Source organism: Kitasatospora sp. NPDC059327, assembly GCF_042752535.1.
Lineage (GTDB): Bacteria > Actinomycetota > Actinomycetes > Streptomycetales > Streptomycetaceae > Kitasatospora.
Genome location: NZ_JBHYYB010000003.1, coordinates 47,450 through 65,843, shown reverse-complemented (window position 1 = coordinate 65,843; position 18,394 = coordinate 47,450). Strand labels below are relative to the sequence as shown.

Sequence of the window (18,394 nt, the reverse complement as noted above, 5' to 3'; positions counted from 1 at the left end):
GGCCGGTGGTGGCATATCCGGGGGTTGGCGGGAGCGGGGCGGGCGTGATGGAACCGATGCCGAATTCCGGTCGACCAGGGGCTGACAACCGGCGGAGGCGCGGGTAGCGTCGCCGGGAGTTGGTTCGCGCAGTGGTTCAGACCACGAGGCGGGCCCGCGCACGACATCCACCTTTACTCGGATCGTCCGGCACGTTCCTGCCGGTGAAGGAGAGCACAGCCATGGCTTCTGTGACGTACGACAAGGCGACCCGTGTCTACCCCGGGGCCGACAAGCCCTCGGTGGACGCGCTGGAGCTGGAGATCGCGGACGGTGAGTTCCTCGTCCTGGTCGGCCCCTCCGGGTGTGGCAAGTCGACCAGCCTCCGGATGCTGGCCGGCCTGGAGGACGTGAACGCCGGCGCCATCCGCATCGGCGACCGCGACGTCACGCACCTGCCGCCGAAGGACCGGGACATCGCGATGGTGTTCCAGAACTACGCGCTGTACCCGCACATGACGGTCGCCGAGAACATGGGCTTCGCGCTCAAGATCGCGGGCGTCAACAAGACGGAGATCCGCACCAAGGTCGAAGAGGCCGCGAAGATCCTCGACCTCACCGAGTACCTGGACCGCAAGCCGAAGGCGCTCTCCGGTGGTCAGCGTCAGCGTGTCGCGATGGGCCGCGCGATCGTCCGCGAGCCGCAGGTCTTCCTGATGGACGAGCCGCTGTCGAACCTGGACGCCAAGCTCCGCGTCTCGACCCGTACCCAGATCGCGGGCCTGCAGCGCCGCCTGGGCATCACCACCGTGTACGTCACCCACGACCAGACCGAGGCGCTCACCATGGGCGACCGCGTCGCGGTGCTCAAGGGCGGCGTGCTGCAGCAGGTCGACACCCCGCGCAACATGTACGACCGGCCCGCCAACCTCTTCGTGGCCGGCTTCATCGGCTCGCCGGCGATGAACCTGATCGACGTGCCGCTGGTGGACGGCGGGGTGAAGTTCGGCGGCTCGGTCGTCAACATCTCCCGCGAGGACCTCTCCGGCGCCGGCACCGACAAGTCGGTGACCGTCGGCGTCCGCCCGGAGCACTTCGAGATCGTCCCGGCCGGCGGCATCGAGGGTGTGGCCGTGACCGTCAACGTGGTGGAGGAGCTCGGCTCCGACGGCTTCGTCTACGGCACCACCAAGCTCGGCGGCGAGGACAAGGACCTGGTCGTGCGGGTGCACGGCCGCCAGATCCCGCAGCGCGGCGAGACCATCCACGTGGTGCCGATCGCCAACGAGACCCACGTCTTCTCCACCACCTCCGGCGCCCGCCTGAGCAACTGACCCCCGCGGGTCGGTAGCGACCGGACGGAGCCCCGCCGGACCATCCCTGGTCCGGCGGGGCTCCGTCGTCGTTCGGCCGTCCCGGGCACCGGCGTCAACACGGCGAGGGGACGAACCAGGACACCGCGTCACTCGATGGTGTAACGGAGCGCGATCCGGCCCCCACCCACCGCTACTCTCCTGAGCGTGAAGCAGCTTGTTCGCCGAATCGGCCAGACCATCGCCCTGACCCTGCCCGTGGTCCTGGTGACCACCGGCACCCTCGCCGTGACCAGGGTGCCGTGGGCTCCGCCGACCGGGCTGGACCAGCAGGTCGTCGCGGCCTCCAGCGAGGACGGCGCCGGCATCGGGCGGGCGCCCGGGGCCAGGAGCCCGGAGGGTGCCGCCCCGCAGGACGCCCTGCGCGTCGCACTGCTCGACGAGCTGCGCGCGCACAACCCGGGCAGCGCGCTGGACCTGCTGGAGCGCTCGATGCGCGAGCAGCCCTCGCTGACCCCGTACTGCACCGCGCTCGCCGGCGAGCTGGGCAAGGCGGCCGTGCGCAAGTACCAGGGGGACGTCCAGCGGGCCCGCTCCTTCGCCCGCCCGGTCTGTGACGGCTCGTTCGCCTCGGGCGTCACCGGCTAGGTCGGACTGCCAGGTCGGCCAGGTCGACGAAGTCGGCCGGGCCGACCTGCGCCGGGCGGCGGTCGGTCCGACGGCGGAACCCACGGTTCCGCACCCCGGCCGCGGCCTATTGTGCTGGCATGAGCGCTGACTCCGGCCCCACCGCCGACCGCACGTCCTCCCCGGCACCCCGGGCACCGCGGCCACTGCCGTCCCCGCCAGGCGCGACGCCCAGCACGGCGTCCGCCACCCTGCCCGGCACGACCAACGTCGTCCAGACCGTCACCCAGGCCGTCATCCTGGCCGGTGGCCAGGGTTCCCGGTTGCGGCCCTACACGGACGACCGGCCGAAGCCCCTGGTCGAGATTCCCGGCACGGGTACGCCGATCCTCGGGCACCAGCTGTCCTGGCTCGCCTCCGAGGGCGTCACGGACGTGGTCATCTCCTGCGGCCACCTGGCCGGCGTGCTGGAGGAGTGGCTTGACCGGACGGACCTGCCGCTGCAGGTCCGCACGGTGGTCGAGGCCGAACCGCTGGGCCGCGGTGGCGGGCTGAAGTACGCCGCCAAGGCGCTGCCCCGCCCGGACGAGCCCTGGTACGCGACCAACGGCGACATCTGGACCCGCTTCAGCCTGCGCGACATGGCCGCCTTCCACCACGAGCGGGACGCCGTCGCGACGCTCGCGCTGGCCCGGCCGCGCATCCCGTGGGGCGCGGTGGAGACCGACCAGTTCGGCAATGTGCTGGACTTCATCGAGGCCCCGCCCTCGCCCTTCCTGATCAACGCCGGCCTGTACGTGTTCAGCCCGGAGTTCGCCGAGCTGCTGCCGGACGTCGGGGACCACGAGCGGACCACCTTCCCCCAACTCGCGCGCGGCAAGCGCCTGGCGGGGTACCAGCTGCCGCAGGGCGTCTACTGGCGCGCCATCGACACCGCGAAGGACCTCACCGAGGCCGCCAAGGAGCTCGCCGCCGGAGCCGGCCGCACACCGTAACCGCGAGTACCGCACACCGCCGTAGTCGCCCCCGGGGCGCCACACGCATCACGCACCACGCACCACGCACCACGCACACGCCACGACAGGTGGCCGGGTGCTCCCCCACGGAGCACCCGGCCACCTCGCGTTCCCCGAGGGGCCCGACGGCCCGTCAGGTGGCCGTCGGCGACCCCGGCCGGGAGTTCCGCGCGCCGCCGCCGGACAGCTCGGCCAGCGGCGCGCTGCCCAGCACGCCGCCGAGCAGCCCCGCACCGGAGCTGCTGCTCGGGCTCGGCCTGGGTGCCGTCGCCGAACCGCCGCCCGCCGCCGGGGTGGTGCGCTGCCCGGGGGCCGAGGCGGCCGGGGCCGCGGTCGGCGGCGCTGCCACCGCCGGGGCCGAACTCGCGCCGCCCTCCGGTTTGGTCGACCGTGCCTTGCCGCTCGGGGTGGCCGTCCCGGCCTTCGGCGAGGCCGAGGCCGAGGCCGGCGCCTGCGCCGCGGACGGCGGTGCGGACGAGCCCGCCGCGGGCGCGGCCGGCCGCGGGGCCGCGGGCGAGGGCGAGGTGGACGGGCCCTGCCCGCCGGGGGCGACGGAGGGCCCGCCGCTCGGCCAGACCGGCGTGCCGTAGTCCGTCGCCGGACGGGACGGCGCGGGGTGCGGACGGCCTCCGGTACGGACCGCCGCGCCCAGCATCGACCCGAGCAGCAGGGTCAGGCCGACCACCACCGAGGTCACCACCGCGCCGCGCCGCAGTACCCGGCGGCGTTGCGCCGCCGGCGCGTCCGGGCCGTGGCGGCGCCAGGCCTCCAGGTTGAGCCGCCCGTCCAGCGAGGCGAACGGCGCTCCGGCGATCAGCAGCGGGCTCCAGGCCGCCAGGAAGATCAGGTCGGGCGTGTCGTAGACCGGCACGGCCCGCCAGCTGACGGTGAACAGCAGGGCGGCGGAGAGCAGCATCGCCGCTCCGGCCGCGAGCCGCTGCCACAGGCCCAGGATGGTCAGCACGCCCACCACGATCTCGGTGAACGACACCACCAGGCCCGAGCCCACCGGGTGGGCCATCGCGAACGCCAGCAGCGGCTCGGCGACCTTCCAGGGGTGCAGCGAGGAGAGCCAGCGCATCATCGAGCCGCGCTCGCCGCCGTCGAAGTACACCGGGTCGCAGAGCTTGCTGAACCCGGCGTAGACCGAGAGCGAGCCCAGCACCGCGCGCAGCGGCAGCAGCACCAGGCCGAGGTCCACGCGGCGGCCGGGGTACCACGGCGGCCTGCCCTCGCCCGCGGTGGCGGAGACCTCGGGCAGTTCGCCGCTGGGCGTCCAGCCCTGGGGCGCGCCGACCGGGCCGACGCCCGCCTCGGTGGCGGTGCCGCCGCCCTCGCGCGGCTGGCGCGGGACGGTCCGGGCGCCCGCGTACGACGGGATCACCCGGGTGTCGTCGCCCGCCGAGGAGCCACCCACCGAGGAGCCGCCGACCGTGGCGCGCCCGCCGACTCCGGCCGGCGCGGGCAGGCCGGTCAACCGGACGGCCTCCAGCAGCTGGGTGGCCGCCTGGTCCCCGGGCGGCGCCTGGCCGGTCCAGGTGACGGCGGTGACCCGGCCCTTGCGGCGCGGTCCACCGGCGCCGCCGGCCCCGGCGAGCGCCGGTACGGCCGAGACGGGCACGACCACCTGCGGGGTGACCAGCGGACGGCGGATCAGGCCCTGACCGGCGTACGGGTCGCCGAACGCGGCCCCGGTGGAGAGCAGTCCGGCCGGGGCGTCGATCAGCGGCGCCACCGGGGTGCCGAGCCGCAGCCGGAAGCTCGCCTGGGTGATGCTGAGGCGCGCAGGGTCGGACGGCACCTTGACGGTATTGAGGCCGGGGCCCGCGCCCGCGTCTATCCCGGTGCTGCCGCTGCCCAGGAGGGGGCGCCGAGGTGTTCTGGTGTCCACACCCGTCTAACCGGGTGACACCCGGTTAGGACACTCTCCCGGGTGGATGTCCGGCGCCGACTTGAAGTGATCATGAGAAAAGCGATCGGGCCCGATCGCTTTCACCCGAATTGCGGGCGGACTGCGGAGAATCCGGAAGATCTCCTGCGGCGGCCGACCCGTCTGTGCTGCGCCGAAACGGCACCACCGGGCCCCGACGAGGCCCGGTGGTGCCGTGGCGGGCGGCCCGCCACGATGTGCTTCGGGAGGACTCAGCCGACCCGGCCGCGCAGGCGCGCGGCCTCGTACAGCACGATGCCCGCGGCGACGCCGGCGTTCAGCGACTCGGTGGCGCCCGGCATCGGGATCCGGACCCGGATGTCACAGGTCTCCGAGACCAGCCGGGACAGGCCCTTGCCCTCGCTGCCCGCGACGATCACGACCGGGCCGGCCAGCGCCTCCAGGTCACCGACCTCGGCCTCACCGTCGGCGGCCAGGCCGACCACCATCAGGCCGGCCTTCTGGTACGCCTCCAGCGCCCGGGTCAGGTTGGTGGCGCGGGCGACGGGCAGCCGCGCCGCGGCACCGGAGGAGGTCTTCCAGGCACCGGCGGTCATGCCGGCCGCCCGGCGCTCGGGGATGACCACGCCGTGCGCGCCGAAGGCGGCGGCGGAGCGGACCACGGCGCCCAGGTTGCGCGAGTCGGTGACGCCGTCCAGCACCATGATCAGCGCGTCCTGGCCGGCGTCCGCGGCGTCGGCCAGCAGGTCCTCGGGGTGCGCGTACTCGTACGGCGGCACCTGGAGCACGAGGCCCTGGTGGTTCATGTTGCCGGTCATCTGGTCCAGCTGCGCGCGCGGAGCCTCCATCAACGGGAGGCCGCGGTCGTTGGCGGCCTGGAAGGCGTCGCGGACCCGGTCGTCGGTGTCGATGAACTGCATGACGTACAGCGCGGTGGCCGGCACGCCGCCCTGCAGGGCCTCGACCACCGAGTTGCGGCCGAACACCAGCTCGGCCGCACCGGCGCCGCCGCGCCCGCCGCGGCCGCCGCCACCGGCGCGGCGCATGCCGGCCCGGGCCTTGGCGTCCCGCTCGCGCTTGACCGCGGCGTTGGCCGCGCGCTGCTTCGGGTGCCCCTTGCGCTCCGCGCCGGGCGGCGTCGGGCCCTTACCCTGGAGCGCCTTCCGGCTGTGGCCGCCGGTACCGACAGACGCGCCCTTCTTCGATCCGGGGTTGCGACGGTTCCTGCGTGCACTGTTGCCGGCCATGGCTGTACTTCCTGTCTGTCCGGCATGCCCCGGCCGCACCGGTGTGCCCGGTGGCGGCCGACGGCATGCGCTACGTCATGCGGGAGGGCCGCACCTGTCCGGTACGGCCCACCCTCACCCCGATCGTCGGATGGGGTTACTGGTTGTTGATCGTCCAGCGCGGGCCGGACGGGGTGTCCTCGATGGCCAGCCCGGCCACGCCGAGCTGGTCGCGGATGGCGTCCGCGGTGGCGAAGTCCTTGCGGGCCCGGGCCGCCTGCCGCTGCTCCAGGACCAGTCGGACCAGCGAGTCGACCACACCGTGCAGGTCCTCGCCGCGCTCCGCCCCGGCCCAGTGCGGGTCGAGCGGGTCGAGGCCCAGCACTCCGAGCATCGCACGGACCTCGGCCAGACGCGCCACCGCGTTCTCCTTGTCGTCCGCGGTGAGGGCGCTGTTGCCCTGGCGGACGGCGGTGTGCACGATGGCCAGCGCCTGCGGCACGCCCAGGTCGTCGTCCATCGCCTCGGCGAAGGCCGGCGGCACCTCGGGCGCCGCGTCGACCGTGCCGCAGCGCTCGACCACGCGCTGGACGAAGCCCTCGATCCGGCCGAAACCGGCCTCGGCCTCGCGCAGCGACTCCTCGCTGTACTCGATCGTCGAGCGGTAGTGCGGGGCCGCCAGGTAGTACCGGAGCACGATCGGGCGCCAGCGCTCGACCATCTCGGAGACCAGCACCGAGTTGCCGAGCGACTTGCTCATCTTCTCGCCGCTCATGGTGACCCAGGCGTTGTGCACCCAGAAGTTGGCGAAATCGTCCCCGTACGCCTTGGACTGGGCGATCTCGTTCTCGTGGTGCGGGAAGATCAGATCGATCCCGCCGCCGTGCACGTCGAAGGCCCGGCCCAGGTACTTGTGCGCCATCGCGGAGCACTCCAGGTGCCAGCCCGGACGGCCGGCGCCCCACGGGGTGGTCCAGCTCGGCTCACCGGGCTTGGCGGACTTCCACATCGCGAAGTCGCGCGGGTCGCGCTTGCCGGTCTCGCCCTCGCCCTCGGGCTGGCGCAGGTTCTCCAGCTTCTGGTTGGAGAGCTGCAGGTACCCCGGGAAGGACTTCACGTCGAAGTAGACGTTGCCGTCCGACGCGTAGGCGTGCCCCTTCTCGATGAGGGCCTGCATCATCTCGATCATCTCGGGGATGTGCCCGGTGGCCCGCGGCTCGACGGTCGGCGGGAGGCAGCCGAGCGCCGAGTAGCCGTCGTTGAAGGCCCGCTCGTTGGCGTAGGCGATCTGCCACCAGGGCGTGCCGAGCTGGCGCTCCTTGGCGATGACCTTGTCGTCGATGTCGGTGACGTTGCGCGCGAACGTCACCTGGTAGCCGCGGTAGGCGAACCACCGCTGCATGATGTCGAAGTTGAGGCCGGACCGGATGTGCCCGATGTGTGGCGCCGACTGAACGGTAGCGCCGCACAGGTAGATCGAGACACAACCCGGTACAAGCGGGACGAAGTCGCGTACCTGGCGGGTGCTGGTGTCGTACAGGCGAATGCTCACAGCGTCAAGCGTAGTGGGCATGAGGGGGTGCCCCGCGACATTCTCGAATGTCAATACCGCGGCTACGCCGTTTCTTCTTCGTTGCCTACCGGAGGCACCCCTTCCGCCGGGGCGTCCTCAGAGGTTGCCGACCACCTTGCGCGGGGTCAGCCGGACGACCACCCGGACGTCCTCCGGGCCGTCGTAGCCGTAGGACTCCTCGCCCCGGTACTTGCGTGCCAGCTCGTCGATCAGCTCCTTGCCGCCCTCGCGGGTGAAGGTGACCTCGCCGCGCAGCTCCACGTAGGAGTAGGGGCTCTCCGGCGGGTTGACCACCAGGGAGATCCGCGGGTCCTTCACCAGGTTGAGGTGCTTGCGGCGGCCCTCCACCGTGGAGAAGAGGACGTCGTCGCCGTCCCGCTTGACCCAGACCACCGAGGACTGCGGACTGCCGTCGGGCTGGATGGTGGAGACCACGGCGAAACTCTTGCCGTCGATCAGGGCCTTGGCCTGGTCGGAGAGCTGTGCGGCCATCGGGGACCTCTTCTCGTCAAGCGGCGTCGGACTGCCCGCGGGGGGCGGGCCTGGCGTGGCCCGCTCCGAACGGTAGCGACTCGCGTACCGGCCACGGCTGTTGAACACTCGTCACCGGAGGGGTATTCCCGGAACGGACCACCCCGGCGGGCCCACCGGGCCGTTCCGACCTCCCGGCACCGTCCGCCGGCCGGCCCGCGACCCCGTCCACGGCCTGCCCGGCGCCTGCCCCGCCGCCGGGTGCCGCCGGTCCCGGACGGGACCGGCGGAGCCCGGCCGGGTCAGCGACGCTCGTACACCAGCGCGGTGGCGATCGCCGCCAGCCCCTCGGCCCGCCCGGTGAGACCGAGCCCGTCCGTCGTGGTGCCGGAGACCGAGACCGGCGCGCCGACCGCCGCCGAGAGCGCGGCCTGCGCCTCGGCCCGCCGCTTGCCGATCTTCGGCCGGACACCGATCACCTGCACCGAGACGTTGCCGATCTCGAAGCCGGCCTCGCGCACCAGCCGGGCCGCCTCGCCGAGCAACCGGACACCGGACGCGCCCGACCACTCCGGCCGGTCGGTGCCGAAGTGCGCGCCCAGGTCGCCGATCCCGGCGGCCGAGAACAGCGCGTCGCAGGAGGCGTGCGCGGCCACGTCGGCGTCCGAGTGTCCGGCCAGGCCGTACTCGGCACCCGGCCACTCCAGGCCGGCCACCCAGAGCGGGCGTCCGGCCTCGAAGGCGTGCACGTCGGTACCGATCCCGACCCGCGGGATCAACGGAGTCCGGGGGTCGGCCGCCCGGGTCGTGTCCGCCGCCCGGGCCGGGTCGGTGGGCGTCGGGTCAGTAGGCATCGGAGGCCCTCCGGCGGGCGAGAACGGCCTCGGCGAGGACGAGGTCCAGCGGACGGGTCACCTTGAAGGCCTCCTCGTGGCCGGGCACCACCACGACCCGGCCGCCGAAGCGCTCCACCAGGCCGGCGTCGTCGGTGACCGCCGGCAGCGCGTCGGCGCCCCCGGCGTCCTCCTCGGCGAGCGCCTTGGCGTGCACCTCGGCCAGCGTCCGCCGGTCGAAGCCCTGCGGGGTCTGAACGGCCCGCAGGGTGGACCGGTCGGGCGTGTCGAGGACCGGTTCGGGCCCGCCCGGGGTGGGCTCGACCCGCTTGACCGTGTCGGCGAGCGGAACGGCGGGCACCACGGCCCCGGCCCCGGCCCGGACGGCGGCCGCGACCGCGTCCACCACCTCGACCGGGACGAGCGGACGGGCCGCGTCGTGCACCAGGACGATCTCCACCTCGGCCGGGATCGCGGCGAGGCCGAGCCGGACCGACTCCTGGCGGGTCTCCCCGCCGGCCACCACCCGGATGTCCTTGCCGTCCAGGCCGTGACTGTCGAGCAGTCCGACCACCTCGGCCACGCCGTCGGCGGGCGCGGCCACCACGACCAGGCCGACCGCCCGGCTGCGGGTCAGCGCCCTGACGGCATGCACCAGGAGCGGCACCCCGCCCAGTTCCCGCAGGGCCTTGGGGGCTCCGGGCCCCAGTCGCTCACCACGTCCGGCGGCGGGCACCACTGCTGCTGCGACTGCTCCTGTGGCGTTCAGGTTTCACTCCTTCGGCGAAGTGGGTATGGCCATGGCGTGCGCGACGGGCGCGCGGGGCCCCTTCCGAAACGCTCCACGGTCTCCCGCCCACAGAGCACGCAGAACACGCAGAAACGGTCATGCGTACCCGGGGCCGGCCGGCTCGGGTGCGTCGGGTGCGGGGGCGTCGTCCGGACACGCTTCAGCGCCCGAAGTGCCACTGCACCACTCCAGGACGGGTCATCCAGGGAGTGGCGCGCCGGCACCGGGCGCTGTGAGCGTGTGAGCGGTGGGCGTGAGCCCGACTGCACTACGAGGCGAGCACCTCGTCGAGCAGCGTCTCCGCCTTGTCCTCGTTGGTGTTTTCGGCCAACGCGAGTTCGCTGACGAGAATCTGACGCGCCTTGGCGAGCATGCGCTTCTCACCGGCGGACAGACCGCGCTCGCGCTCGCGGCGCCAGAGGTCGCGCACAACCTCGGCGACCTTGATAACGTCACCCGAAGCGAGCTTCTCCAGGTTCGCCTTGTAGCGACGGGACCAGTTGGTCGGCTCTTCGGTGTACGGTGCGCGGAGCACCTCGAAGACCCGGTCCAGACCCTCCTGGCCGACTACGTCGCGCACGCCGACGAACTCAGCGTTCTCGGCGGGCACGCGGAGCGTCAGGTCTCCCTGCTGCACCTTGAGCACCAGGTAGGTCTTGTCCACACCCTTGATCTGGCGAATTTCGATGGCCTCGATCAGCGCGGCCCCGTGATGGGGGTAGACCACCGTGTCGCCAACCTTGAACGTCATGTGACAGGACCCCTTCCGTGGCTTTCCAGAATAACACGCTTTTCGGCGCACCCGAAGGGCGTTTTCGCAGGTCAGGGCCGGTCTCGGGGCTTGACAAGGACCCCCATGACGTGCTGCGGACGGCGTTCGGCGCGGGCTTCCCGCAGGTCGGAGGCGGTTCCAGTGCCCTTCGAAACCTGCGGCAACACTCCTGAAACCGTGATTGGATCTTGAGTTTTCACCGTTTATCGGGCCGTTTCCCGATCGTGATCCGATCTTGGTCCCCGCTTGACCAGGACACGGCGATATGCGGCCGCCCGGCGGGGTGGCATGCCGCCGTCCGGGCGCCGGCTCGGACTCCGGGAGCGCGACACGGGGACCACCCCGTGAGGAGCGCATAAGCGAGGTCGATAATCTGAGACCTGACCACCCGCCACGTGACCTAGGAGAAGCCGCCGCCGTGAGCCGCACCATTCGAGTCGGCAGCATCGCCGCCATCGCCGCCATCGCCATCGCCTCGCTGTCGTCCTGCTCGGCCGGCAACAAGGCGGAGACGCTGGAGATCAAGCCCGACAACACCTCGGCGACGATCGGCACGGACCTCCTGCTGAACAACATCGTCGTCGTCACCGGGGACGAGTCCTCCGGCGAGCACACCGGCCCCGCCAACGTGTCGGTGAACATCAGCAACACCGGGGCGGCGCCCGTCGAGCTCCAGTCCATCGTCGTGGGCGACGGCGCCACCGCCGTCTTCGCCGACGAGAAGGGCGCTCCGCTGAGCACCATCGTCGTCCCGGCCGGCGGCGCGGTGCTGCTCGGCGGCAACGGCAACCCGTCCGCCAGGGTCGCCTCCGCCAGCGTGCACGTCGGCGGCTTCGTGCCCACCGCCTTCGCCTTCAAGAGCGGCGAGAAGGTCGCGGCCGACGCCGCGGTCACCCCGAACAAGGGGCTGTACAAGGGGTGGGGCCCGACCGCCTCCCCCGCGGCCGTGCCGTCCAAGGCCGCCACACCCGGTGCCACCACGCCCACCGGGGCCACCACCCCGGCCGGTACGGCGGCGCCCACCACCGGTGCCGCCACTCCGGCCGGTACGGCGCCCACCACCGCCGCGACCACGCCGGCCGCCGCCCACTGACGCACCGCCCGCCGGGCGCGCGCCCGGCGGGCCCGTGCGAAGGACCCCTCCGGGCAGCTGCCCGGAGGGGTCCTTCGTGTGTCCTTCGTCGGTCACCGGCCCGGGGGCCGGGCGAGCGGCTCGCGCCACCCTCCCCCGCCCCGGTGCCGGCGGTCCCGGTCGGTCTACGGCTCGAACTTGTAGCCGAGGCCACGGACCGTGACCAGGTAGCGCGGCGCGCCCGGGTCCGGCTCGATCTTCGCCCGCAGGCGCTTCACGTGGACGTCCAGGGTCTTGGTGTCCCCGACGTAGTCCGCGCCCCAGACCCGGTCGATCAGCTGCATCCGGGTGAGCACCCGGCCCGCGTTGCGCAGCAGCATCTCCAGCAGGTCGAACTCCTTGAGCGGCAGGTCGACCTTGGCACCGTCGACGGTGACCACGTGGCGGTCGACGTCCATCCGGACCGGGCCCGCCTCCAGCGCGCCGGGGCCGCCGCCGTCGCCGGGGCCCTCGGCCTCGCCGCGCCGGCGCAGCACCGCGCGGATCCGGGCCACCAGCTCACGGGTGGAGTAGGGCTTGGTGACGTAGTCGTCCGCACCTATTTCCAGGCCGACCACCTTGTCGATCTCGCTGTCCTTGGCGGTGACCATGATCACCGGGACGTTCGAGCGCACGCGGAGCTGGCGGCAGACCTCGGTACCGGGCAGGCCCGGCAGCATCAGGTCGAGCAGGACGAGGTCGGCGCCGTTGCGTTCGAACTGCTCCAGCGCGTCGGGGCCGGTGGCGGCGATGGCCACCTCGAAGCCCTCCTTGCGGAGCATGTACGAGAGAGCGTCGCTGAACGACTCCTCGTCCTCGACCACCAGTACTCGGGTCACGATCAGGCCTCCGGGGCAAGCTGGGGGGTTGTGTCTGACAGGGATTGCGCGGACTCCCCGGCGGGGAGCCGGTGATGTGCGGGGGCCTGCCCGGCGGGCAGGCGCACGGTGAAGGTGGAGCCCTGGCCCTCGACGCTCCACACCGAGACGGTGCCGCCGTGCGAGGCGGCCACGTGCTTGACGATGGAGAGGCCGAGGCCGGTGCCGCCGGTCGCGCGTGAGCGCGCCGGGTCGACCCGGTAGAAGCGTTCGAAGACCCGCTCGCGGTCCTTCTCGGAGATACCGATGCCCTGGTCGGTCACCGAGATCTCGATCAGCTCGCCGTCGGCCTCGCCGAGGGCGGCCGCGCTGGAGATCCGGCGGGTGGCGATCGCCACCCTGGTCCGCGGCGGACTGTAGTTGACGGCGTTCTCGACCAGGTTGCCGAGGGCCGCGGCGAGCTGGCCGCGGTGGCCGTGCAGGTAGAGGCCGGCGATGCCGCCGGCCGCGATCAGGATCTGCTTGGCGGCGGCCTGCTGGCGGCAGCGGTCGATCGCCTCGGCGATCAGCTCGTCCACCGCGACCGGCTCCGGGTCGACCATCAGTCGGTCGTCCTGGACCCGGGAGAGGTCGATGATCTCCTGGACCAGGCTGGCCAGCCTGGTCGCCTCGATCTGCATCCGGCCGGCGAAGCGCTGGACCGCCTCCGGGTCGTCGGACGCGTCGGCGACCGCCTCGGAGAGCAGCGAGAGCGCGCCGACCGGGGTCTTGAGCTCATGGCTGACGTTGGCGACGAAGTCGCGGCGGACGGCTTCGACCCGGCGGCGGTCGGTCTGGTCCTCGACCAGCACCAGGACCAGCCGGGAGCCCAGCGGGGCGACCCGGACCGACACCGCGAGCGGTTCGGCGGCCCGCGCCGCGCCCGGCCGGGGCACCTCCAGCTCGACCTGACGGATCTCGCCGTCCCGGCGGGTGGCCCGGGCCAGCGCGAGCATCGGGTCGACGGCGACCGCGCCACCGCGCACCAGGCCCATCGCGTACGCCGCCGAGCTGGCCTTGACCACCTCGTCGCCCTCGCCGAGCACGATCGCGCAGGAGCGCAGCACGGAGAGGACGGTGTCGACCCCCGGGGGCAGCGGGGGTTCGTGGGCAGGGGTGGTGAGCCCCTGGTGCCGGGTTCTGCCGTTGGTGCCGCCGTATCTGCCCTTGGCCTGTTCGCGCTCGCTCCAACGGAAGGCGATGGAGGCCGTGAGGCCGACGCCGAGCCCGGCTATGGCGCAGGCAGCGGCGGCGGCCACGTTCACGTCCATACCGCCAGCCTAAGCGCATGACGTGGCCACTCCTCCAGGGTCGGATCAAGGGATCGGCCGCCCGTTGCCGAGAATTCACCTCCACGTAGCTGCCGATTCACCGCACGGGTCGTGCGTGGTCGCCCGGACGGCCCAGAGTTGGCCACGCAGCCCGTGTGGGAAGGGCCGGCGGATCGAACGCCTGTCCGTCGCCCCCGGTGCGCGCGTACGATGCGCGCCACCAGCAGCGGTCATCCGCACGCCGTACCGACGGTCGTACGGAATGACCGGTCGGCACCGCCACCGACACAGCTACTGAGGAGAGAGCATGCGCGACGCGTACCACGAGGAACTCGACTCGATCGGCGACAGCCTGATCGAGATGGCCCGGCTGGTCGGCTCTGCCCTGGGGCGGGCCACCACCGCGCTCCTCGACGCGGACCTGGCGCTGGCGGAGAGCGTGATCGCCGCCGACGAGAAGATCAACAACCTGCACCACGAGCTGGAGAACCGGGCGATCGACCTGCTCGCCCGCCAGCAGCCGGTCGCCACCGACCTGCGCATCGTCGTCACCTCGCTGCGGATGAGCGCCGACCTGGAGCGCTGTGGCGACCTCGCCCGGCACGTGGCCAAGGTCGCCCGGCTGCGCTACCCCGAGTCGGCGGTGCCGGGCGACCTGCACGCGACCGTCCTGGAGATGGGCCAGCTCGCCCAGCGGCTGGTGGCCAAGGCGGGCCTGGTGATCGCCACCAAGGACGTCGACAAGGCGCTGGAGCTGGAGCAGGACGACGACGCGATCGACGCGCTGCACCGCGACCTGTTCGCGCACCTGATCGACGACCGCTGGCAGCACGGGATCGAGACCGCCGTCGACGTCACGCTGGTCGGCCGCTACTACGAGCGCTTCGCGGACCACGCCGTCTCGGTGGCCAAGCGCGTGGTGTACCTGGTGACCGGCGAGCACGTGGACGAGTTCGTCGCCTCCTCGGAGGCCGCCGGGGAGTGACCCCGGGCGCGGCACGGCGCCCCCGGAGGCAGGGTCGGTCCCGCCTCCGGGGGCGCCGCCGTTCGCGCGGTCGGGGCGTCGGGGCCGCGCCACCCGACGGCGCTCACCCCGCTGGGTGAGTAAACCTCGGACGAGGGTGGTGGGGGCGCACGACCTTCTCGGCCCCCCACCACTGCGCGCCCGTTGACGCTCCGTCCGATCGGCGGTTTCACTCGAAGCCGTAGGCACCGAAGCGTGCCCGTCACAAGGAGGGTTCCAGCGCGATGAAGGCAAACCCGACCCGACCGGCACCGGCCCACGACATCGAGCCGCCCACCCCGAAGCTGCTGCCCGTCCTCGCCGCCGGTTGCGGCTGCGGCCCGGGCTGCGGCTGCGGCTGCCAGTCCGGCGCACCCTGCCAATGCGGCGGCGTCAGCGGCGGCTGCTGCGGCCACTGACGACCGGCGCAGCCGGCGAAGCTCCGTGGTGCACGGCCGCCGTGGGAGACGGTCGTGCACCCCGGTCATCCGGTCGGCGGCGGCCGGCCGTCGGCTCGCTCGCCCGCGGAGCGCGGGTCAGAAGAGGACGTCGGTGCAGGAGTAGAAGGCGTTGCCGGTGTCGGAGATCTCCCAGACCGAGACGACGACCTGGTGGCCCGTCCGACCGCTCGGGATCGTCGCGGAGTGGCTGACCGTGCTGGGCACCTGGGTGCCGTTGTACGGGACGGTCAGGAACGGCGTCAGCTCCAGGCTGGCCCGGGTGACCGGCTGGGCCGCGTTGTAGCCCGCCTTGGTCAGGTAGTACTTGAAGTTCGTGGTCGCGTGCCGGGCGGTGAACTTCCAGGTGAAGGTGAGCTGCTGGCCCGCCGACACCTTGGTGGTGGGCCAGCCTCCGCCGCGCGGGTCGTCCAGCTCGGCGAACCGGCTGTTGCCGCCCGCGCAGATGGTGCCGTCGGCCGGCCCTCTGCTGGGGAAGCCCTTCGGCCCCTCGACGCTCTGCGGCTCCCAGCGGATCTCGCCGCAGTTGGTGACCGTTCCCGCGCCGCAGAGCGCGGCCCGGCTGGGTGGGGTCGAGATGTAGCCGTGCGACTGCGCCGGCAGGGCGACGGTGAGCGGGACGGCGACGGCGGCGACGACCGCTCCGACGAGATGACGTGTGCGCATGGTGCTCCTCCGTGGGGGTGGATGGAGTGCGCCGGGCACGGGCGCGCGCTGGGGGGTGCGGCGGCCACGGAAGATCCGTTGGCATGCCTGTGCCAGGTCAGTGCTCACACGGTAGGAGCCCCCAGGGCGGCCGTCAATGGTCTGAACCACCTCGATGAACGGCCGAACCCCCTTGCCGCGCAGGAGGGTTGGGGACGAAGGCGGGATCGGGGCCGAACGCGGAAAGCCGACGGCCCCGCCCCCCAGGGAGGGACGGGGCCGTCACGGCAAGCGGGTTACTTCTTGCCCTGGTTCTTCACGGCCTCGATGGCGGCCGCGGCGGCGTCCGCGTCGAGGTAGCGGCCGCCCTTGGCGACCGGCTTGAAGTCGGCGTCCAGCTCGTAGACGAGCGGGATGCCGGTCGGGATGTTGAGGCCGGCGATGTCCTCGTCGGAGATGCCGTCGAGGTGCTTGACCAGCGCGCGCAGGCTGTTGCCGTGGGCGGTGACCAGGACGGTCCTGCCGGCGGCGAGGTCCGGGACGATGGCGTCGTACCAGTACGGGAGCATCCGCTCGACGACGTCCTTGAGGCACTCGGTGTTCGGGCGCACCTCGCTCGGGATGTCGGCGTAGCGGGCGTCACCGGCCTGCGAGTACTCGGCGTCGTCGGCCAGCGCCGGCGGCGGGGTGTCGTACGAGCGACGCCAGAGCTGGAACTGCTCCTCGCCGAACTCGGCCAGGGTCTGGGCCTTGTCCTTGCCCTGGAGGGCGCCGTAGTGGCGCTCGTTCAGGCGCCAGCTGCGGCCGACCGGGATCCAGTGGCGGTCGGCCTTGTCCAGGGCGATCTGCGAGGTACGGATCGCCCGGCGCAGCAGCGAGGTGTGCACCACATCGGGGAAGAGACCCTCGGCGGCGAGGAGCTCGCCACCACGTGCGGCCTCCTTCTCGCCCTTCTCGTTGAGGTCGACGTCGACCCAACCGGTGAACAGGTTCTTCTGGTTCCACTGGCTCTCGCCGTGGCGGAGGAGGATGAGTCGGTACGTCGTGTCAGCCATGGCCCCCAGCTTAGTGGAGCCCGGAAAACCCCTGGCCTGCGCCCATGGCCTGTGTGTAATGTGTGCCTCGCCTTAGTGACACTTACCACTCCGCAGCGCGGACATGCCGGTCCGCTCAGCGGGATGCCTGCCGCCCGGAGAGCCCCCACGTGCCCGATTCGCCCCTTCCCGCCCGTATCCGAAGAGCCGCGAGCGAGACGGTGGGCGGATTGCCCCGGTCGTTCTGGTGGCTCTGGACGTCGACGCTGATCAACAAGCTCGGCGCGTTCGTCGTCACCTTCCTGGCGCTCTACCTGACGACCGACCGGGGCTACTCCGCCTCGTACGCGGGCCTGGTGGCCTCGCTGTTCGGCCTCGGTTCGGCGATCGCGGCGATCGCCGCCGGCGTGCTGACCGACCGGATCGGGCGGCGCCCGACCCTGGTCGCCGCACAGCTCGGGACGGCGCTGTTCACCGCGGTGCTCGGCTTCGCCGACGGCCAGGTGGCGATCGCCGCGGTCGCCTTCCTGGTCGGCTTCTGCAACAACGCGACCCGGCCGGCCACCTCGGCCATCATCGCGGACATCGTGCCCGCCGAGGACCGGGTCCGCGCCTACTCGCTGAACTACTGGGCGATCAACATCGGGTTCGGCCTCTCGGCGGCCGCCGCCGGCCTGATCGCCACGCACGGCTACCTCACGCTCTTCCTGCTGGACGCGTTCTCCACCCTGGTCTGCGCGGTGGTGATCTTCGTCCGGATCCCCGAGACCAAGCCGGACGCCGCGGCGGTGCGGGCGGACCAGCCCGCGGTCGGCCTCGGCACGGTCTTCCGGGACAGCCGGTTCATGGCGGTCGTGGCACTCAACCTGCTGCTCGCGCTCGTCGCCCAGCAGGGCAGCACCACCCTCGCCGTGGACATGGGCCGGGCCGGCATCACCTCGACCCAGTACGGCCTGGTCATCGGCCTCAACGGCCTGCTGATCGTGGTGCTGCAGATCCCGCTCACCCGGTGGATGGAGGGCCGCAACCGGACCGCCCTGCTGGTCGCCAGCGCGCTGTTCATCGGCTGGGGGTTCGGGCTCACCGCGCTCGCCGGGTCGTCGGCGTGGTTCTACGCGTTCACGGTGGCGGTCTGGACGATCGGCGAGATCCTGAACACCCCGACCCTGATGGGGCTGGTCGCGGAGCTCTCGCCGACCCACGCGCGCGGCCGCTACCAGGGCGTCTACTCGCTCTCCTGGTCGCTCGCCTCGTTCCTCGGCCCGGCGGTGGGCGGGGTGCTGCTGGAGCGGGCCGGCGGCGCGGTGATGTGGGGCTCCTGCGCGGTCTGCGGCACCGTCGCGGCGGCCGGGTACGTGCTGCTCGGACGCCGCCAGGGCGCGGTGGCGGCCGCCGCACCGGCGCGGCGGACACCGGTGGGGACGACGGTGGTCGAGGTCGGGCCGCCGGCCGCGGTGCCGGTGAAGGCGGCGGCACGGCCCGTGGTCGGGACGGCGGCAGCCGACTCCTGAGGCGGAGCGGGGT

General features: G+C 72.8%; 18 protein-coding genes. 7 read left to right on the top strand and 11 right to left on the bottom strand.

From position 1 onward, the window contains the following. Nucleotides 1–221: 221 nt before the first annotated feature. The 3 genes from ACFXHB_RS02740 (at nucleotide 222) to ACFXHB_RS02730 (ending at nucleotide 2,914) form a co-directional block, all read left to right on the top strand. Nucleotides 222–1,313 carry an ABC transporter ATP-binding protein gene (locus ACFXHB_RS02740; RefSeq protein ID WP_380571508.1) on the top strand — a complete coding sequence of 364 codons (1,092 nt, stop codon included), beginning with the start codon at nucleotides 222–224 and terminating at the stop codon, nucleotides 1,311–1,313. Between the two features lie 186 nt (nucleotides 1,314–1,499). After that, nucleotides 1,500–1,940, top strand: coding sequence for a hypothetical protein (locus tag ACFXHB_RS02735; RefSeq protein WP_380571507.1), 441 nt, complete (start codon nucleotides 1,500–1,502; stop codon nucleotides 1,938–1,940). 119 nt (nucleotides 1,941–2,059) lie between these two features. Next, nucleotides 2,060–2,914 carry an NDP-sugar synthase gene (locus ACFXHB_RS02730; RefSeq protein WP_380571506.1) on the top strand — a complete coding sequence of 285 codons (855 nt, stop codon included), beginning with the start codon at nucleotides 2,060–2,062 and terminating at the stop codon, nucleotides 2,912–2,914. Nucleotides 2,915–3,068: 154 nt separating this feature from the next. Here the strand turns inward: ACFXHB_RS02730 and ACFXHB_RS02725 are convergent, their stop codons facing one another. From ACFXHB_RS02725 to ACFXHB_RS02695, 7 genes are all read right to left on the bottom strand, one after another. Next, nucleotides 3,069–4,736 carry a DoxX family membrane protein gene (locus tag ACFXHB_RS02725; RefSeq protein WP_380571505.1) on the bottom strand — a complete coding sequence of 556 codons (1,668 nt, stop codon included), beginning with the start codon at nucleotides 4,734–4,736 and terminating at the stop codon, nucleotides 3,069–3,071. 341 nt (nucleotides 4,737–5,077) lie between these two features. Next, nucleotides 5,078–6,073, bottom strand: coding sequence for a 23S rRNA (guanosine(2251)-2'-O)-methyltransferase RlmB (rlmB, locus tag ACFXHB_RS02720; RefSeq protein WP_380571504.1), 996 nt, complete (start codon nucleotides 6,071–6,073; stop codon nucleotides 5,078–5,080). A gap of 136 nt (nucleotides 6,074–6,209) precedes the next feature. Next, nucleotides 6,210–7,604, bottom strand: a complete 1,395-nt coding sequence (cysS, locus tag ACFXHB_RS02715) for a cysteine--tRNA ligase (RefSeq protein WP_380571503.1) — start codon at nucleotides 7,602–7,604, stop codon at nucleotides 6,210–6,212. 117 nt (nucleotides 7,605–7,721) lie between these two features. Beyond that, entirely contained in the window at nucleotides 7,722–8,117 is a 396-nt protein-coding gene (locus tag ACFXHB_RS02710; RefSeq protein WP_380571502.1) for a PPOX class F420-dependent oxidoreductase, read from the bottom strand. 281 nt (nucleotides 8,118–8,398) lie between these two features. Then, the gene (gene ispF / locus ACFXHB_RS02705) at nucleotides 8,399–8,950 is read right to left on the bottom strand and encodes a 2-C-methyl-D-erythritol 2,4-cyclodiphosphate synthase (RefSeq protein WP_380571501.1); all 552 of its coding nucleotides are present in this window, start codon (nucleotides 8,948–8,950) and stop codon (nucleotides 8,399–8,401) included. After that, the gene (ispD, locus tag ACFXHB_RS02700; protein ID WP_380571730.1) at nucleotides 8,940–9,698 is read right to left on the bottom strand and encodes a 2-C-methyl-D-erythritol 4-phosphate cytidylyltransferase; all 759 of its coding nucleotides are present in this window, start codon (nucleotides 9,696–9,698) and stop codon (nucleotides 8,940–8,942) included. The genes ispF and ispD overlap by 11 nt, the downstream gene beginning before the upstream one ends. 289 nt (nucleotides 9,699–9,987) lie before the next feature. Further along, nucleotides 9,988–10,470 (bottom strand): CarD family transcriptional regulator, encoded by a 483-nt coding sequence (locus tag ACFXHB_RS02695; protein WP_030244332.1) that lies wholly within the window; start codon nucleotides 10,468–10,470, stop codon nucleotides 9,988–9,990. Nucleotides 10,471–10,909: 439 nt separating this feature from the next. On the opposite strand from ACFXHB_RS02695, the gene ACFXHB_RS02690 reads away from it, so the two are divergent. Continuing rightward, the gene (locus ACFXHB_RS02690; protein WP_380571500.1) at nucleotides 10,910–11,584 is read left to right on the top strand and encodes a DUF461 domain-containing protein; all 675 of its coding nucleotides are present in this window, start codon (nucleotides 10,910–10,912) and stop codon (nucleotides 11,582–11,584) included. A gap of 164 nt (nucleotides 11,585–11,748) precedes the next feature. On the opposite strand, the gene ACFXHB_RS02685 is transcribed toward ACFXHB_RS02690, so the two are convergent. Together ACFXHB_RS02685 and ACFXHB_RS02680 are read right to left on the bottom strand one after the other, a co-directional pair. Beyond that, nucleotides 11,749–12,441, bottom strand: coding sequence for a response regulator transcription factor (locus ACFXHB_RS02685; RefSeq protein ID WP_238863613.1), 693 nt, complete (start codon nucleotides 12,439–12,441; stop codon nucleotides 11,749–11,751). A gap of 2 nt (nucleotides 12,442–12,443) precedes the next feature. Beyond that, nucleotides 12,444–13,730: a sensor histidine kinase gene (locus ACFXHB_RS02680; RefSeq protein ID WP_380571499.1), complete on the bottom strand. Its 1,287-nt coding sequence runs from the start codon at nucleotides 13,728–13,730 to the stop codon at nucleotides 12,444–12,446. 307 nt (nucleotides 13,731–14,037) lie between these two features. On the opposite strand from ACFXHB_RS02680, the gene phoU reads away from it, so the two are divergent. Beyond that, on the top strand, nucleotides 14,038–14,715 hold the full coding sequence (phoU, locus tag ACFXHB_RS02675; protein WP_380571498.1) for a phosphate signaling complex protein PhoU: 678 nt from the start codon (nucleotides 14,038–14,040) through the stop codon (nucleotides 14,713–14,715). A gap of 263 nt (nucleotides 14,716–14,978) precedes the next feature. Further along, the gene (locus ACFXHB_RS02670) at nucleotides 14,979–15,152 is read left to right on the top strand and encodes a hypothetical protein (protein WP_380571497.1); all 174 of its coding nucleotides are present in this window, start codon (nucleotides 14,979–14,981) and stop codon (nucleotides 15,150–15,152) included. 117 nt (nucleotides 15,153–15,269) lie between these two features. On the opposite strand, the gene ACFXHB_RS02665 is transcribed toward ACFXHB_RS02670, so the two are convergent. Both ACFXHB_RS02665 and ACFXHB_RS02660 read right to left on the bottom strand, forming a co-directional pair. Next, nucleotides 15,270–15,857 carry a lytic polysaccharide monooxygenase gene (locus tag ACFXHB_RS02665; RefSeq protein ID WP_380571496.1) on the bottom strand — a complete coding sequence of 196 codons (588 nt, stop codon included), beginning with the start codon at nucleotides 15,855–15,857 and terminating at the stop codon, nucleotides 15,270–15,272. A 275-nt stretch (nucleotides 15,858–16,132) separates the two neighbouring features. Beyond that, entirely contained in the window at nucleotides 16,133–16,891 is a 759-nt protein-coding gene (locus ACFXHB_RS02660; RefSeq protein ID WP_380571495.1) for a phosphoglyceromutase, read from the bottom strand. A 209-nt stretch (nucleotides 16,892–17,100) separates the two neighbouring features. Between ACFXHB_RS02660 and ACFXHB_RS02655 the strand changes: the two genes are divergently transcribed. After that, nucleotides 17,101–18,381: an MDR family MFS transporter gene (locus ACFXHB_RS02655; RefSeq protein ID WP_380571494.1), complete on the top strand. Its 1,281-nt coding sequence runs from the start codon at nucleotides 17,101–17,103 to the stop codon at nucleotides 18,379–18,381. The last annotated feature ends 13 nt before the right edge of the window (nucleotides 18,382–18,394 follow it).